Raw genomic sequence first — 16,178 nt, 5'->3', positions numbered from 1 at the left:
CTTTCCAGGTCTGTCGTCAGGCCCAGTACAGGGCGGCGATGTCGTTCACGAAGATCGGCGCGTCCTTCCAGAGACCGCGCAAGTTGCGCGACGCCACGGTGATGAACTGCGGCTGGAACAGGAACACGTTGGCCGCGTCCTCGGCCAACACGCGCTGCGCATCGCCGAGGTAGCGCGCCCGGTCGGCCGCGCGCGGCGCATTGCGCGCCTTGTCGAACACCTCGTTGAACTTCGCCGACTGGTAGCCCCAGTAGTACTCGGGCTTGGTGTAGTTCACGAGGTCGAAGGGCTCCACGTGCAGGATCAGCGAGAGGTCGTAGTTCTTGTTGCCGTAGGTGCCGCTCATCCACTGCGCCCACTCCACGTTCTGAATCTTCGCGACGATGCCCACCTTGGCCAGCTGCGCGGCGATGAGTTCGCCGCCTTGCCGCGCATAGGGGGGAGGCGGCAGCACGAGCTCCAGTTCGAGCGGCGTCTTCACGCCGGCCTCGGCCAGGAGCTTCTTGGCCTTCTCCACGTCGTAGGCGTTGATGCCCGTGGTGTCGATATAGCCCGGCGCGCCCGGCACGTAGTGGCTGCCGATCGGGATGCCGCGGCCGTCCATCGCCGCTTCGATCACCGCCTTGCGGTCGATGGCCGCGGAGATGGCGCGGCGCACCCGCACGTCATCGAGTGGCTTGCGCTTGTTGTTGATCGCCAGGATGGCCTTGCCGCGCGAGGCGTTGAACACCACCTGGAAGCGCTTGTCGTTCTGGAACTGCGGAAGGCTGCGCGACACCGAGGCATGCGGGAACAGGTCGACGTCGCCCGAGAGCAGCGCGGTGGTCTGCGCGGCCGGTTCCGAGATGAAGCGAAAGCTCACCTTGCGGATCTGCACGGCATCGGCGTGGCGATAGCCGTCCCACTTGGCGAGCACGATGGTCGAGCCCTTGGCCCAGTTGTCGAGCTTGTAGGGGCCGGTGCCGATCGGCTTGGTGGCGTTGGTCTCCACCGTCCTGGGCTCCACCACGATGGCCGATGCCTGGCCGAGCAGGAACAGCAGGTCGGGCTCGATCTCCTTGTTGATCAGCACCACGGTGTGCTCGTCGAGCACCTGCGTCGCGATGTTGGCGAAGGTGCGCTTGTCCTTGTTGGTGCTGTTGGCCGCGGCCGCGCGGTCGAACGAGAACTTGACGGCGTTCGCATTGAAGGGTTCGCCGTTCTGGAACTTCACGCCGCGCTTGAGCTTGAAGGTGTAGGTCTTGAGGTCCGGCGAGACCTCCCAGCTGTCGGCGAGCAGCGGCATCACGCTGCCGTCGGAGTTGATCTTGGTGAGCGTTTCGAAGACGTTGTAGAGCACTACTTCAGAAATCTCGGCGCCGGCCTTGGCGGTGGGGTCGAGGCCCGTGGGCTCGAGCGTGAGGCCGATCACCAGCGCATCCTTCTTCTTTTGCGCGAAGGCGCCTGTCGGCAGTGCGAGCGGTGTCAGGGCTGCGGCGGTGGCGAGCAGGGTGCGTCGGTTGAGCATGAAGCGGATCCTCGGGAAGGGGCAAGCATCATCCGCGAGACGGGTGCCTCCGCGCAACCAGATGCTTATGACCCACTCATCCTACGAAGCGTCGGCGACGCTTCGGTGTCAGGCCGCGAGCAGCGTGCCGCCGGTGGGCGTGCGCGGCACCGCGTCGAGCAGCGTGCGCGTGTACGGGTGCTGCGCGTTACGGAACAGCTCGCCCGGCGGGCCCTGTTCGACGATCAGGCCTTTCCACACCACGCACACGTCGTCGCACAGATGGTTGACCACCGCGAGGTCGTGGCTGATGAGCAGGTAGCTCACGCCGAACTGCTGCTGCAGGTCCTGCATGAGGTTGAGCACCTGCGCCTGCACCGACACGTCGAGCGCACTGACGGGTTCGTCGGCGACGATGAGCTTGGGGCGCGTGATGAGCGCGCGTGCAATCGCGATGCGTTGTCTCTGCCCACCCGAGAACTCGTGCGGGTACTTGTCCATGTCGGTCGTGCGAAGGCCGACGGCTGCAAGAGATTCGGCGGCGCGTTCGCGTTGTTCCTTGCGGGAGACTTCGGCCAATGCTTCAAGCGGCTCGGCGACGATGCGCGCGACGGTCTGGCGTGGATCGAGCGAGCCGTAGGGGTCTTGAAAGACCATCTGGAAATCACGTCGTGCCGTGCGCAGTTCAGATCTGGGCAGCGTGTGCAGATCGCGCCCGAGCAGCTTCACGCTGCCCGAAGTGGGCGTATCGAGCGCCATCACAAGGCGCGCGATGGTCGACTTGCCCGAGCCCGATTCACCGACGATGCCAAGGCTGCGGCCGGCCTCGACCTTGAAGCTCACCCCGTTGAGCGCCTTGACGGTGGGCGGAGGGCCGAAGAGTTTTTCGCGCGGCAGGTCGTAGTGACGCACGAGGTCGGTCACCTCCAGCAGTGGCGAGGCGGGGGCGGATTCACTCATGAGGCAACGGCGACCTTCGTCGCGATTTCTTCCAACCGGATGCAGCGCACCGCGTGGTCCTGCGGCAGCATCGTGGCCGGTGGCCGCGTCGTCTGGCAGGCGTCGATGGTGTAGCTGCAGCGGCCCGCGAACGGACAGCCCTTGGGCAGGTCGACCAGTTCGGGCACGCTGCCGCGGATGGTGGCCAGGCGCACGCCGCGCGGCGCACCGAGCGCGGGGCGGGCTGCGAAGAGGCCCTGCGTGTAGGGATGCGCGCGGCGGGCGAAAACGGCTTCGGTCGGGCCGCTCTCGACCACGCTGCCGCCGTACATCACGAGCATCTTCGAGACCGTCTGCGCGATCACGCCGAGGTCGTGCGAGATCAGGATCAGCGCCATGCCGCGCTCTTCCACCAGGCTCTGGATGAGTTCGAGGATCTGCTTCTGGATCGTGACGTCGAGCGCGGTGGTCGGCTCGTCGGCAATCAGCAGGTCGGGGCCGCAGGCCAGCGCCATCGCGATGCCGATGCGTTGGCGCTGCCCGCCCGAGAACTGGTGCGGATACGCATCGAGCCGCGATGCGGCATCCGGAATGCCCACGCGCTCGAGCAGCGCCAGCACTTCCTTGCGCGCCTCGGCCTTCGAGAGCCCGCGGTGCAGCCGCAGCGGCTCGCCGACCTGGCGCACGATGGTGTGCACCGGGTTCAGCGCCGTCATCGGCTCCTGGAAGATCATGCCGATGCGGTTGCCGCGGATCTGGCACATGTCCTTTTCGTCGCGGCCGACGAGCTCGGTGTCGTCGAAGCGGATGCTGCCGGTGACCTTGGCGTTCGACGGCAAGAGGCCCATGAGTGACATCACGGTGATCGATTTGCCGCAGCCCGATTCGCCCACGATGCCCAGCGTTTCGCCGCGCTCCAGCGTGAAGTCGATGCCGCGCACGGCTTCGGCGGGGCCGCGCTGCGTTTGCAGTTCGATGTGCAGGTCCTTGACTTGGAGCAGGGGCATGTCGCTTTACCGTGCGCGCGCGAGGCGCGGGTCGAGCAGGTCGCGCAGGCCGTCGCCCAGCAGGTTGAGGCCCAGCACCGCCATCGCGATGGCCATGCCGGGGAACACGGCGAGCAGGGGCGACTGGAACATCATCGTCTGTGCTTCGCTCAGCATGCGGCCCCACGACGGCTGAGGCGGCTGCGTGCCGAGGCCGAGGTAGGAGAGGGCGGCTTCGGCCAGGATCGCGATGGCGAAGCGGATCGTGATCTGCACGATCAGCACGGCCGAAATGTTCGGCAGCACATGCTGCATCGTGATCGAGAACGCGCCCTTGCCACAGGCGCGCGCGGCGGCGATGTACTCGCGCGACCAGATCGCGTTGGCCGAGGCGCGCGTGATGCGCGCGAAGGTGGGAATGTTGTAGATGCCGATCGCGACGATCGCATTGACGATGCCCGCGCCAAACACGGCGGTCATCATGATTGCCGAGAGGATCGCGGGAAATGCGAGCGAGAAGTCGGTGAGCCGCATGATGGCTTCCTCGACCCAGCCGCGCTTTGCCGCGGCGAGCAGCCCGAGCGCGGTGCCGACCACGAGGCCGATGCCCACGGCGATCACGCCCACGAGGATCGACGCGCGCGCGCCCACCAGCAGCAGCGAGGCCACGTCGCGCCCGTAGGTGTCGGTGCCCAGCCAGTGCGAGCCCGTCGGGGGCTTGAGCTTGTTGGCCATGTCCATCTCGTAGGGCGACCAGGGCGTCCAGACCAGAGAGACTGCGGCGGCCAGCAGGAGCAGCAGCGTGAGCACGCCGCCGATGGCGAAGCTGCGGTGGTGCAGCGCGCGGCGCCAGAAGCCCGGCACCTTGAGCGCGGCAGCGCTGGGAGCGACGACGGTGCTCATATGTCGCTCGCCTTGATGCGCGGATCGATCACAGCATAGAGCACGTCGACCACGAAGTTCACGATGACCACGAGCGCCGCGAGCAGCATTACGCAGTTGCGCACGACGATCAGGTCACGGTTGCTGATGGCTTGAAAGATGAGCCGGCCCAGGCCCGGCAGGTAGAACACGTTTTCCACCACGATGGTGCCGGCCAGCAGCTCGGAAAACTGCATGCCCATCACCGTGATGACCGGGATCATCGCGTTGCGCAGCACGTGGGTCCACAGCACCATGCGCTGCGACACGCCCTTGGCGCGTGCGGTGCGAACGAAGTCTTCGCGCATCACCTCGAGCACCGCCGAACGCGTGATTCGCGCGAGGATCGCGGCCTGCACCACCGCCAGCGACAGCGCGGGCAGCAGCAGCGACTTGAGGCCCGCGAAGATGCCTTCGCCCCAGCCCTCGAAGCCGCCGGCCGAGAACCATTGCAGCTGCACCGAGAACACCAGGATCAACATGATCGCGAACCAGAAGTTCGGGATCGCGATGCCGACCTGCGCCATGCCCATGAGGCCCACGTCGCCCAGCTTGTTGTGGCGCGCGGCGGCGGTCACGCCCACCAGCAGCGCGATGACCACGGTGAAGGCCATGGCCAGCAGCGCGAGCGGCACGGTAAGGGCGAGGCGCTCGAGGATCAGGTCGAGCACCGGCGAGCTGTAGGCATAGCTGTCGCCGAGGTTGCCGGTGAGAAGGCCGCCGATCCAGTGCCAGTAGCGGGTCCAGGCGGGCTGGTCGAGACCGAGCTTGGTGGCCAGCGCCGCGACGGCGTCGGGCGACGCGTCGGGGCCCATGAGCATCTGCGCGGCGTTACCGGGCAGGATCTCGAGCACGAGGAAGACGATGACCGAAGCGCCGATCAAGGTGCCGATCAGCGTGGCGAGGCGCTTGAATAGAAACAGACTCATGGGGCGGGGCGCAGCATAACTGACTAGTGCAACAAGTGTGCCGTGAATGTGGCCTTTGTCATTCACGGGAGGGCGCCCCTGCCGGTCCGCCGATAATCGGGGGATGGCCCTCATGATCACCGACGAATGCATCAACTGCGATGTCTGCGAGCCCGAGTGCCCGAACGATGCAATCTACATGGGCGCGGAGTACTACGAGATCGATCCGCACAAGTGCACCGAATGCGTCGGCCACTTCGACGAGCCGCAGTGCGTGCAGATCTGCCCAGTCGCCTGCATCCCCCTGAACCCTGAGCATGTGGAAAGCCGCGAGACGCTGATGCAGAAGTACCAGCGGCTCACGGCGATCAAGGTGACGGCGGTTTCGCCCTCTTCTTCAACCGGCGTCTGAGTCGCGGGGCTTCCGCTTCTTTTTCTTCGCCGGGGCGTCGCCGGCCGATTTGCCACCCGATCCGCCGCTGCTGAAGCTCATGGTGGACTTGCGCGGGTCACCGGCTGCCTTGGTGGCGCGCTCGCGGGCTTGCTGCTCGGACAGGGCCATGCGTCGTTCAGCCAGTGCGGCGCTTCTCGCCTCCCGTGCTGCCTGGCGATCGCGGTCGTAGGCCGCTTTCTCCAGTGAAAGGCGGGAGCGCTCCATCTTGTCGGCCTGTGCGCTGTTGCTCTTTGCGCCGGCTTCGGCGGCCCGGCGGTCCGCATCGCTGCGGGGATCGTCCACCTTCACTGCCTTGCCGCCCTCGCAGGGGCGGTCCGAGTAGGTGCTGCCGCATCGCCAGGTTTTTGTGGAACCCTGGGCCGCCGCGCCGTTGGAATACGCGCAGGCTGCTATTAAAAATATAGCCAGCCCGAATTTCCCCGCCCTCTTTTCTCTTCTTCTCGTCTTCATTTTTTATTTCTCTCCCTCCTGCGCTCCGGTTGCCGGCTAGGTGGCGGCAGGCGTGCCCCCATCGCCGGGCTCCCGCCGCGGCGGTTTGGGCCGAGGCGGTTTGCTCGTGTGAATCTGCATGGTCGCTTTTTCCATCTCGCCGGCCACGAGCGCGGGCGTGGCGTGCAGCGTGCGGACGATGGCGTCCTCGATCAGCTCACGCTGCTCCTTCAATGGCTTCTTGAGCACCCAGTTGACGACTTCCGACTTCACGCCGGGATGTCCAATGCCCAGGCGCAGCCGCCAGTAGTCACCGGTGCCCAGCTGCGCGTGGATGTCGCGCAGGCCGTTGTGGCCGGCATGGCTGCCGCCGAACTTGAGCTTGGCCTGGCCGGGTACCACGTCGAGCTCGTCGTGCACGACGAGGATTTCTTCGGGCGCGATCTTGAAGAAGCGCGCGAGGGCGGCCACCGACTTGCCCGAGAGGTTCATGAAGGTCTGCGGCTCGAGAAGCCAGATGCTCTGGCCGCCGATGTTGGCGCGCGCCGCGAGGCCGTGGTAGCCGCGCTCGGGCACGAGGTTGAGTTTCCAGTCGCGCGCGAGGGCGTCGATCCACCAGAAGCCCGCGTTGTGGCGCGTGGCTTCGTACTCAGGGCCCGGGTTTCCGAGGCCGACGAACAGCTTGATCATGGCGGGAATTATCTCGCCGCCCCCAAAGCAAAAGGCCCGCACGAGGCGGGCCTTTTGCAGGGGACGGGAAGAATTACTTCTTCGCGGCGGGCTTGGCCGTCTTGGCGGCAGGCTTGCCACCGGCTGCCGGTGCGGCGCCTTCAGCAGCAGCCGCGCCTTCAGCGGCAGGTGCCGGCTCTTCGGCGACCAGCGGCGGCACGGCCGACACGATGACCGGGTTGTTCTTGCCGTGGCTCACGTACTTCACGCCCTTGGGCAGCTTGATGTCGTTGACGTGCAGCGTGGCGTTCTTCGTGAGACCGGAGAGGTCCACTTCGATGAACTCGGGCAGGTCGGACGGCAGGCAGCTGATTTCCAGCTCGGTGATCACGTGGTTCACCAGGTTGTGCGCGGTCTTGACGGCTTCGGACTCTTCTTCACCCTTGAAGTGGAGCGGCACCTTCATGTGCAGGCGGGTCTTGGCATCGACGCGCTGGAAGTCGATGTGTTGCACCAGCTGGCGGAACGGGTGGTACTGCACGTCGCGCAGCAGCACCTTGCTGGAGGCGCCGCCGAGTTCCATTTCGAGGATCGACGAGTGGAAGGCTTCCTTCTTCAGGGCATGCCACAGCGCGTTGTGATCGATTTCGATCAGCTGCGGCTGCTGGCCTTCACCACCGTAGACGATACCGGGCGTCTTGCCCGAGATGCGGAGACGGCGGCTCGCACCCGTACCCTGCTTGGCGCGCTCAAAAGCGACGAATTTCATAACTAGCTCCTGTGAGAGTCCACCGCGACCAGTGCGACTCCGGTTCAAAAAGGCTTCCGGAAGGAAGCCCGCTCTTTGGTTCTCAGGTCAGAACAGGTTGTCCTGGTCCGAGAACAAACTCATCACCGACTCGCCCTTGGCAATGCGCTGGATCGTCTCGGCGATCAGCGGTGCCACGGAGAGTTGGCGGATCTTTCCGCATGCGGTGGCCGCATCGGAAAGGGGAATGGTGTTGGTCACGACGACTTCATCGAGGGCTGTGCCCTTGGTGATGCGCTCGATGGCCGGGCCCGAGAAGATCGGGTGCGTGCAGTAGGCGTAGACACTCTTGGCGCCGCGCTCTTTCAGCACTTCGGCCGCTTTGACCAGCGTGCCGGCCGTGTCGATCATGTCGTCCATGATCACGCAGTTGCGGCCGTCGATCTCGCCGATCACGTTCATGACTTCGCTGACGTTGGCCTTCGGGCGGCGCTTGTCGATGATGGCGAGGTCGCAGTTCAGCTGCTTGGCCAGCGCACGGGCACGAACCACGCCGCCGACATCGGGCGAGACCACGATCAGGTCTTCGTAGTTCTTGGCGCGCAGGTCGCCCAGCAGCACTGGCGAGGCGTAGATGTTGTCGACCGGAATGTCGAAGAAGCCCTGGATCTGGTCGGCGTGCAGGTCCATCGTGAGCACGCGCTCGACGCCGACGGTTTCCAGCAGGTTGGCCACCACCTTGGCCGAGATCGGCACGCGGCTCGAGCGCGGGCGGCGGTCCTGGCGGGCATAGCCGAAGTAGGGAATCACGGCGCTGATCCGCTCGGCCGATGCGCGCTTGAGCGCGTCGACCATGATCAGCAGTTCCATCAGGTTTTCGTTGGTCGGTGCGCAGGTGGACTGCACCACGAACACGTCGCGTGCGCGGACGTTCTGGTTGATTTCGACAGTGACTTCTCCATCGGAGAAGCGACCGACGCGTGCGGCGCCCAGCGAGGTGCCGAGGTTGTGCGCGATTTCTGCGGCGAGGCCAGGATTGGCATTGCCGGTGAAAACCATGAAGTCAGGGTGATTAGCCTGCATGAGCGCGTCCCGGCAGTGCGAAATTGGCTTGGAGGAAGCCGCCAAAAGGTTTTGAGTCGTGGCGGCCCGTGGGCTGCCGATTATTGCAGCGGGTGTGCTGCAGAAGAAACACTGCGGCCATCAGGCCGCAGTTTCAGAAAATTTGGCAGGGGAGAAAGGATTCGAACCTTTGCATGCTGGAATCAAAATCCAGTGCCTTAACCAGCTTGGCGACTCCCCTACACGGGTCGACGGTTTGCACCATCAACCGATATATGTCGCGTCGGACCACAAAAGCGATCTGACCATTTTCAGGTTGCCCAACCTACGAGAGGATGAACAGCCAGGTTGCTGCATTGACGAACCTGCCAGCCCGCGGGGGCTTCGACCAGTTCCGCTTCATGCAGTCCTTGCGGCAATTTTGCGAACACCGAACTTCCGGAGCCGGTCATCCGGGCCTTCAATCCTTGGGCGCCGAGCCATTCGATGGCATCGGTGACCGCGGGGCAAAGTCGCTGGGCAACCGGCTGCAGGTCGTTGTGGCCGAAGTCGAAAACCTTGTTATCGAGGTTTGGGGCTTCAAGCTGTTCGCTATCTGCAGCAAAGCCCGAGATTATAGCAACAGGAGTTGAGCGTTCAAGATCATCCGCTGAAAAAATTAGGCGGGTATCCAATCCTTCGGTCGGTTTGACCACGGCGAACCGCGCCGGCGGCAGGGTGACGGGCGTGATTTCCTCGCCGATGCCTTCGACCCACGCATGGTGTCCGCCGAGGAAGAAGGGCACGTCAGCGCCCAGTTTCAGCCCGATCTGCGCGAGGCGAGACAAGGGCAGGTTCAGGTTCCACAGGCGGTTGAGCGCCAGCAGGCAGGTGGCCGCATCCGACGACCCGCCGCCCATGCCAGCCTGTGCCGGCACATGCTTCGCGACACCGATGTGCGCGCCCTGGCCGGGCGCGGCGTGCGCCTGCAGCGCGCGGGCGGCACGCAGGACGAGATCGTCGGCAGGCAGCTCGGTCGTCAGGTCTTCGCGGGTCAGCTGGCCGTCGTGCCGCAATTCGAAGTGCAGCGTGTCGCACCAGTCGATCAACATGAAGACCGACTGCAACAGGTGGTAGCCGTCGTCGCGCCGGCCGGTGATGTGCAGGAACAGGTTGAGCTTGGCTGGTGCGGGAAGGTCGTAGAGGGCCTTCATGACCGCTCGAACACGATGCGCAGGTCCGCCCGGGGGCTCGGCGATTCGCGCGTGGCCTGCAGGCGCCCGTTCGCGAGCTGGCCCAGATCGGGGCGCCAGCCGGATACGCTTTCGTTGCGCCCGGCCAGCCAGCCGAACAGCGCGCCGACCGGGATCGCCGCACCGGTGGCGGCTTCGATCAGCGCGTCCACGGACTCGTAGCGCCGGGTGTCGCTGCCGTTCTTCAGAAGAGCCTCGCCCGGCGACCAATGCAACTGGGCCAGGGTGTTGCCGATCGGGGTTGTGAGCGTGAGCTCGCCGTTATCGGCCGAGCCGCGCAGTTCGAAGAGCGCGGCAAAGGTCTGGACCGGTTCGCTGTCGATGCGCAACGACATCCGGCCGCTCCAGCTGTCCGAGCCTCGCGGTGCCGACGAACTGCCCGTCAATTGGGCGCAGCCTGCTATCAAAAGAAGAGCCGCCCCGCCTGCCGACAGGAAGGCGCGTCGACCCGCGTGCATCCCGGAGGCGCGCACGATCACGGCTTCACGCGCAGGCGCTTCAGCGTTTCCTGCAGGGTTTCATTCTCGGCATCGCTCAGCAGCGCTTCCTTCCAGATCGTCACCGCGCGATCCTTCTGGCCAATGCTCCACAGCACTTCGCCGAAGTGAGCGCCGATTTCAGGATCGGGCCGGGTCTTGTAGGCGGCCTCGAGGATACGGATGGCCTCGGCCGTGTTGCCGAGCCGGAACTCGACCCAGCCCAGGCTGTCGGCGATGAATGGGTCTTCCGGCGCCAGCTGCACCGCTTTCTGGATCAGCGTGCGGGCCTCGTCGAGCCGGATCTTGCGATCGGCGAACGAGTAGCCCAGGGCGTTGTAGGCGTTCTGGCTCTCGGGCTTGAGCTGGATCAGCCGGCGCAGCAGCCGCTCCATGTCGTCCAGGCGATTCAGCTTCTCGGCCACCATGGCCTGGTCGTAGACCAGGTCGCCGTCGTCGGGCGAGGCCGTCGAAGCCTGCGCCAGCATGTCGTAGGCAGCCTGGTATTGCTTGGCGTCGCGCAGCAGTTGCACTTCGGCGAGGAATTTCTGCTTCTTGTCGTCGGGCGTGCGCTCCGGCAGGGCACGGATGACTTCGCGTGCCTGGGGCAGCTTGCCCTGGCGTGCCAGCAGGCCCGCGCGGCGGGTCTGGGCAATGGTCAGGTCCTCGGTGCTGTCGATGCGCGCGAGCCAGCGCTCCGCGCCCGCGAGGTCCTTGCGCCGTTCCGCCAACTGCGAGAGCGCGAGGTAGGCCTGCGTCACGCCGCGTTTGCGATCGGCCGCGTCGGTGTCCTTGTTGCTCTGGCTGGAGGAGAGTTCGATGTAGCGCTTGAGCGAGGTTTCGGCCGCGCCATCCTGCTTGGCCTGCATCTGCAGGCTGCCGAGCAGCAACCAAGGCTCCGCCAGTTCGGGCCGTGCCGTGGTGAGCGCCTGCAGCTGTGTCTGGGCGTCGCTGTAGCGGCGGTTCTCGACCAGCACGCGCGCATAGGCGATGCGTAGGTCGGGCGTGGCCTTGGTGTTGCTCGCGAGGTAGCGCGTCACGATCGGCTCGGCCAGCGGCTGGCCGGGATCGATCAGTTCGAGCGCCAGCGCGGGCGGGGCGTCGGAGGCCGGGTCGACTTCCTGGCCTTTGCGCGCGGCCTCCAGGGCGCCGGCGTTGTCCCCGGCATTGAGGCGCAGCCGGCCCACGGTGGCCCAGGCCAAACCGCCAGTCGTCGGGCTCTTGAGCTCGTCGACCAGCGCCCGCTCGACCACCGAGGCGGCCAGCTTCTTGTCGGAGGCGCGTGAATAGTTGCGCGCGATCACCGCCATCAGGAGCGGACGCTCGATCTGCGAGGTGGCGGCCACTTCGGCACGCAGCGGTTCCACCGTTTCGCCGATGCGGTTCAGCGCGATCAGGATCTGCAGTTCGATGCGCCGTGCATCGCGCGAGGTGGGCAGCGTCTCCTGCCACGCGCGGGCCGCGGCCAGTGCGGCGTCGCCCGAGCGCGATTGCAGTGCGATCTCGACCGCCCGCTGGAACAGCTTGCCGTCGCGCAGCCGACGTGCCGCGTCGAGCACCAGCGCATAGCCGGAGCCGGGATCGCCGGAGCGGGCGGTCATCTCGCCCATCAGGATTTCGTAGAACAGGTCGGCGGTCAGTGCCGAGGGCTGCGCGGCAGGTTCGCTGGCAGGCTTCGGGGCTGTGACCCGGGGCCTGACCGCGGGCCTCGGCGGCGCGTTGCGCTCGATGATGGGCGCCGGGCTGTTGGGGGCGGCGGGATCGGAGGTTTGCGCGTGCACCGCGCAAGCCAGCAACACGAGAGATGCGGCCGCCGCAAGGCGGTGTCGGCGGGGCGATGGAATCATCGAATCATGATAATCGAGGCTTTTGAACGAGCGTCGCGTGGGGCTTCGTCTTCGCCGGAGTTTTACTTTCATGCCTGAGTTACCCGAAGTCGAAGTCACCCGCCGTGGTTTTGCCGACCGCATCGCCGGCGCGCGCATCGAGGCCGTGCGCATTGGAAAACCGTTGCGCTGGGCCCTGATGGTGGTGCCCGAGGCACTGGTCGGGCGGCATGTGCGCGAGGTGCGGCGGCGCGGCAAGTACCTGCTGATCGACCTGGACCGGGGCATGCTGCTGCTGCACCTGGGCATGTCGGGCAGCCTGCGCTTCGACGCGGCGCTGCCGCCGCCCGGCACGCACGATCACTTTGATCTCGTCACCGACCGCGGCACCCTGCGGCTGAACGATCCGCGCCGCTTCGGCGCCGTGGTCTATGTGGACGACGAGGCGGCGCCCTGGGCCATCAAGCTGCTCGGCGGCCTGGGCATGGAGCCGCTGGGTGACGCCTTCGACCTCGATGCGTTCCATGCCGGGCTGCGCAAGCGCAAGACGGCGGTCAAGCAGGTGCTGCTGGCGGGCGAGGTGGTGGTGGGGGTCGGCAATATCTATGCGTCCGAGGCGCTGTTCCAGGCCGGCATCCGCCCGACGCTGTCAGCCGCGCGCATCAGCCGTCCGAGAGCGGCGAAGCTCCATGCGGCAGTGCGCGAAATCCTGGCCAGGGCGGTGGAAAAAGGCGGCAGCACGCTGCGCGACTTCTCCAACGTGGACGGGCAGAACGGCTATTTCCAGCTCGAAGCCACCGTTTATGGCCGGGCCGGCGAGCCGTGTCGGGTCTGCGCAACGCCGATCCGGCAGCTCCGCCAGGGGCAACGCTCCACATATTTTTGTCCTAATTGTCAAAAGTAGCGTGTTGCGGCGTCGAATGAATACCCTGCAAACGGGCGCTGCGCGGTTTGCGATGCTATATTTGTAAGCTCTTTCTTACATATTTCCCTTGAGCCGCTCTTTCAACCAACAACTCGATCAGCACGGTGCGTGGCGGAGCAATTTCGCCCATCGGCTGCAGTGGCTGTCCCGCTGGCTGACCGAGAACGAGCTGCTCGACCAGGCCGTGGCCGAGCGCCTGCGGGGCCTCGAACTGCAGATCCGCACCAGCAAGGTGATGGTCGCATTCGTGGCCGAGTTCTCACGCGGCAAGTCGGAGCTGATCAATGCGATCTTCTTTGCCGACTACGGGCGCCGCATCATGCCCGCGAGCGCGGGGCGGACCACGATGTGTCCGACCGAGCTGGGCTACGACCCCGCCATCGCGCCCAAGCTGCGGCTGTTGCCGATCGAAACCCGCCTGGAGCCGCATTCGCTGACCCACTGGCGCGAAAAGTCGACCCGTTGGACCGAGATTCCGATCGAGGTCGGCAACGCCGAGCAACTGGCCCAGGCCATGGGCAAGGTGGCCGAAGTCCGCTGGGTAAGCAAGGACGAGGCGCGCGCGCTGGGCTTCTGGAACCCCGAGACGCCCGACGACAACCCCGTGCAGGACGCCGAAGGCCGCGTCGAAATCCCGCGCTGGCGCCACGCCGTGCTCAATATGCCGCACCCCTTGCTGGAGCAGGGGCTGGTCATTCTCGACACCCCGGGCCTGAACGCGATCGGCGCCGAGCCTGAACTGACGGTGAGCCTGATCCCGCAGGCGCACGCCGTGGTCTTCATTCTGGGCGCCGAAACCGGCGTGACGCGTTCCGACCTCTCGATCTGGCGCGAGCACCTGATCACCGAGGACGAAGGCGGCGACACGCGCTTCGTCGTACTCAACAAGATCGACACGATGTGGGACTCGCTGAGCACCCACGCGCAGATCGAGATGCAGATCGAGCGCCAGCGCGACAGCGCGGCCCGGCTGCTTGAGGTGCCGCTCGCGCAGGTGCTGCCGGTGTCCGCGCAGAAGGGCCTGCAGGCCAAGATCCAGCACGACCCGCGCCTGCTCGAAGCCAGCCGCCTGCCCGCGCTCGAAGCCCTGCTGGGCGAAGGCGTGCTCGGCAAGCGCGAGACCATGCTGCGCCTGGCCGTCGACGCCGGCATGACCGCGTTGCGGACTGAAGCCGAACGCATCCTGAAGGTGCGCCAGCGCGACCTGTCGGAGCAGGCACTCGAACTGCAGGGGCTGCGCGGCAAGAACGTCTCGGTGATTCGCCACATGCGCTCGCGCATCGACCAGGAGCACGCCGAGTTCGAGGGCAGCAACACCCGCATCCTGGCGTTGCGCTCGGTGCAGGGCAAGCTGCTGCGCGAGGTGTACGCCGTGCTGGGCCGCACCGCGCTCAAGGCCGACATGGTGCGGCTGTCGGCTGCGCTCAAGCGCCCCGGCATCAAGCTCAATGTGCGCAAGGTGTACGGCGAGACCTTCGATTCGCTGCGCAACAACCTGCGTGAAGTGCAGGCGACGACGGCCGAGATCCAGTCGATGCTGCACGCCACCTTCCGTCAGCTCAATGCCGAGCAGGGCTTCACCCTGCAGGCGCCGGCGGAGCCCGATCTCACGGGCTTCGAGCAGGAACTCAGCCAGATCGAGCGCAGCCACATCCACTACCTGGGCGTCGGCAACCTGCTGAAGCTTGCGCAGGCCGATTTCTGCGACAAGCTGGTTCGCGCGCTGGCCAGCCGCCTGCGCCTGGTCAACGAGGCCGCGATGACCGAGGTCGAGCGCTGGAGCAAGGGCGCGAGCGCGCAGATCGATGCGCAGCTCAAGGAGCGTCGCCGCAATTTCAGCAAGCGCATCGAGGCGATCGAACGCATCCAGAACGCGGCGGGGAATCTCGACGAGCGGTTGCTGGAACTGGCTGCGCAGGAGACCAACCTGGCCGAACTGCACGCCCGCCTGCGCGAGTTCACCTCGCTGATCACGCAGCAAGGCAAGCCGCAAGCCGCGGTTGCCGCCGTCAGCGAGTTGCGTGCGGCCTGAGCGTTCCGCTTCCGCGGCGGCACCCGGTTCGCAGCAGATGCCGCCGGATTTCGCCGCACAGATCGTGAGCTGGCAGCGCAGCCACGGGCGCAGCGAGCTGCCGTGGCAGAACACGCGCGATCCGTACCGCGTGTGGCTGTCGGAGGTGATGCTCCAGCAGACACAGGTGTCGACGGTGCTCGGCTACTTCGCGCGTTTTCTCGAACGCTTTCCCGATGTGAAGGCGCTGGCCGCAGGCACCGAGGACGAGGTGTTCGGGCTCTGGAGCGGCCTCGGCTACTACAGCCGCGCGCGCAACATGCACCGCTGCGCGCAGGAAGTCGTCGAGCGATTCGGCGGCGAATTTCCGCATACCGCAGCGGAGCTTGTGACCCTGCCGGGCATCGGCCGTTCCACCGCCGCGGCGATCGCGGCGTTCTGCTTCGGCGAGCGCGTGGCGATCCTCGACGGCAATGTGAAGCGCGTGCTGACGCGCGTGCTCGGTTTCGGCGGCGACATGTCTTCGTCCGCGCAGGAGCGTGCGCTGTGGGACCGGGCGACGCAACTGCTTCCTCCCGCCGAGGAGCGCGAAGCGATCGCGAGCTACACGCAGGGGGTGATGGACCTCGGTGCCACCGTCTGCCTGCCGCGCAAGCCCAGCTGCATGATCTGCCCGGTCGACAAGACCTGCGTGAGTCTGCGCGAAGGAGCGCCGGAACGCTACCCCGTCAAGACCCGCAAGCTCAAGCGCAGTGCGCAGTCGCTCTGGGTGCTGCTGGCGCGCGATGCAACGGGCCGCATCTGGCTGGAGAAACGTCTGGCCAAGGGCATCTGGGCGGGGCTGCATTGCCTGCCGGTATTCGACAGCCGCGACGACCTGCTCGCTGCGCTGCCATCGGCTGCACGGCGCGGCGCGCACGACCTCCCGCCGTTCATGCACGTGCTGACCCACAAGGACCTGCACCTGCACCCTGTGCTGCTGGAAGGCGTGCAACCGCAGGGCGACGTTGCGCGCTGGGTCGAAGCGGAAGAATGGACCCGGCTGGGACTGCCCGCGCCGGTGCGCAAGCTGCTGGAGAACAGCAGCGCCGCCTGATTGGATTGGC

At 66.2% G+C, this 16,178-nt stretch carries 16 protein-coding genes and 1 tRNA gene; 4 read left to right on the top strand and 13 right to left on the bottom strand.

The features are described from left to right. Positions 1–16: 16 nt before the first annotated feature. From GNX71_RS27265 to GNX71_RS27245, 5 genes are all read right to left on the bottom strand, one after another. On the bottom strand, positions 17–1,507 hold the full coding sequence (locus GNX71_RS27265) for an ABC transporter substrate-binding protein (RefSeq protein ID WP_206175305.1): 1,491 nt from the start codon (positions 1,505–1,507) through the stop codon (positions 17–19). A gap of 108 nt (positions 1,508–1,615) precedes the next feature. Further along, entirely contained in the window at positions 1,616–2,446 is an 831-nt protein-coding gene (locus GNX71_RS27260; RefSeq protein ID WP_206175304.1) for an ATP-binding cassette domain-containing protein, read from the bottom strand. Continuing rightward, the gene (locus GNX71_RS27255) at positions 2,443–3,432 is read right to left on the bottom strand and encodes an ABC transporter ATP-binding protein (RefSeq protein WP_206175303.1); all 990 of its coding nucleotides are present in this window, start codon (positions 3,430–3,432) and stop codon (positions 2,443–2,445) included. Before GNX71_RS27255 ends, GNX71_RS27260 begins: the two co-directional genes overlap by 4 nt. Before the next feature lie 6 nt (positions 3,433–3,438). Further along, positions 3,439–4,314, bottom strand: a complete 876-nt coding sequence (locus GNX71_RS27250) for an ABC transporter permease (protein WP_206175302.1) — start codon at positions 4,312–4,314, stop codon at positions 3,439–3,441. Next, positions 4,311–5,261: an ABC transporter permease gene (locus GNX71_RS27245; protein WP_013543371.1), complete on the bottom strand. Its 951-nt coding sequence runs from the start codon at positions 5,259–5,261 to the stop codon at positions 4,311–4,313. Before GNX71_RS27245 ends, GNX71_RS27250 begins: the two co-directional genes overlap by 4 nt. A gap of 103 nt (positions 5,262–5,364) precedes the next feature. Between GNX71_RS27245 and GNX71_RS27240 the strand changes: the two genes are divergently transcribed. Continuing rightward, on the top strand, positions 5,365–5,652 hold the full coding sequence (locus GNX71_RS27240) for a YfhL family 4Fe-4S dicluster ferredoxin (RefSeq protein WP_206175301.1): 288 nt from the start codon (positions 5,365–5,367) through the stop codon (positions 5,650–5,652). On the opposite strand, the gene GNX71_RS27235 is transcribed toward GNX71_RS27240, so the two are convergent. The 8 genes from GNX71_RS27235 to GNX71_RS27200 form a co-directional block, all read right to left on the bottom strand. Continuing rightward, the gene (locus GNX71_RS27235) at positions 5,638–6,144 is read right to left on the bottom strand and encodes a hypothetical protein (RefSeq protein WP_206175300.1); all 507 of its coding nucleotides are present in this window, start codon (positions 6,142–6,144) and stop codon (positions 5,638–5,640) included. The genes GNX71_RS27240 and GNX71_RS27235 overlap by 15 nt on opposite strands. A 36-nt stretch (positions 6,145–6,180) precedes the next feature. Then, a complete protein-coding gene (gene pth / locus GNX71_RS27230; RefSeq protein ID WP_206175299.1) occupies positions 6,181–6,813 on the bottom strand; it encodes an aminoacyl-tRNA hydrolase in 633 nt (210 codons plus the stop codon). Between the two features lie 73 nt (positions 6,814–6,886). After that, on the bottom strand, positions 6,887–7,561 hold the full coding sequence (locus GNX71_RS27225; RefSeq protein WP_206175298.1) for a 50S ribosomal protein L25/general stress protein Ctc: 675 nt from the start codon (positions 7,559–7,561) through the stop codon (positions 6,887–6,889). Positions 7,562–7,648: 87 nt separating this feature from the next. Then, positions 7,649–8,623 carry a ribose-phosphate pyrophosphokinase gene (locus GNX71_RS27220; protein WP_206175297.1) on the bottom strand — a complete coding sequence of 325 codons (975 nt, stop codon included), beginning with the start codon at positions 8,621–8,623 and terminating at the stop codon, positions 7,649–7,651. A gap of 143 nt (positions 8,624–8,766) precedes the next feature. Further along, positions 8,767–8,843: transfer RNA gene (locus GNX71_RS27215), tRNA-Gln, on the bottom strand. 70 nt (positions 8,844–8,913) lie between these two features. Then, entirely contained in the window at positions 8,914–9,795 is an 882-nt protein-coding gene (gene ispE, locus GNX71_RS27210; protein ID WP_206175296.1) for a 4-(cytidine 5'-diphospho)-2-C-methyl-D-erythritol kinase, read from the bottom strand. Next, entirely contained in the window at positions 9,792–10,169 is a 378-nt protein-coding gene (locus GNX71_RS27205) for a lipoprotein insertase outer membrane protein LolB (RefSeq protein WP_241027066.1), read from the bottom strand. The genes ispE and GNX71_RS27205 overlap by 4 nt, the downstream gene beginning before the upstream one ends. A gap of 140 nt (positions 10,170–10,309) precedes the next feature. After that, the gene (locus tag GNX71_RS27200; protein WP_206175295.1) at positions 10,310–12,157 is read right to left on the bottom strand and encodes a tetratricopeptide repeat protein; all 1,848 of its coding nucleotides are present in this window, start codon (positions 12,155–12,157) and stop codon (positions 10,310–10,312) included. Positions 12,158–12,227: 70 nt separating this feature from the next. Here GNX71_RS27200 and mutM point away from each other — a divergent pair, with 70 nt between their 5' ends. The 3 genes from mutM (at position 12,228) to mutY (ending at position 16,168) form a co-directional block, all read left to right on the top strand. Next, positions 12,228–13,040, top strand: a complete 813-nt coding sequence (gene mutM / locus GNX71_RS27195) for a bifunctional DNA-formamidopyrimidine glycosylase/DNA-(apurinic or apyrimidinic site) lyase (protein WP_206175294.1) — start codon at positions 12,228–12,230, stop codon at positions 13,038–13,040. 88 nt (positions 13,041–13,128) lie between these two features. Further along, positions 13,129–15,093, top strand: a complete 1,965-nt coding sequence (locus GNX71_RS27190; RefSeq protein ID WP_206175293.1) for a dynamin family protein — start codon at positions 13,129–13,131, stop codon at positions 15,091–15,093. A 37-nt stretch (positions 15,094–15,130) separates the two neighbouring features. Further along, complete coding sequence (mutY, locus tag GNX71_RS27185; RefSeq protein ID WP_206175292.1) at positions 15,131–16,168, top strand: A/G-specific adenine glycosylase; 1,038 nt, start codon at positions 15,131–15,133, stop codon at positions 16,166–16,168. The last annotated feature ends 10 nt before the right edge of the window (positions 16,169–16,178 follow it).

Source organism: Variovorax sp. RKNM96 (assembly GCF_017161115.1).
Lineage (GTDB): Bacteria > Pseudomonadota > Gammaproteobacteria > Burkholderiales > Burkholderiaceae_C > Variovorax.
Note: the sequence above shows the minus strand (reverse complement) of the source record. Positions and strands in the feature narration are given on the sequence as shown.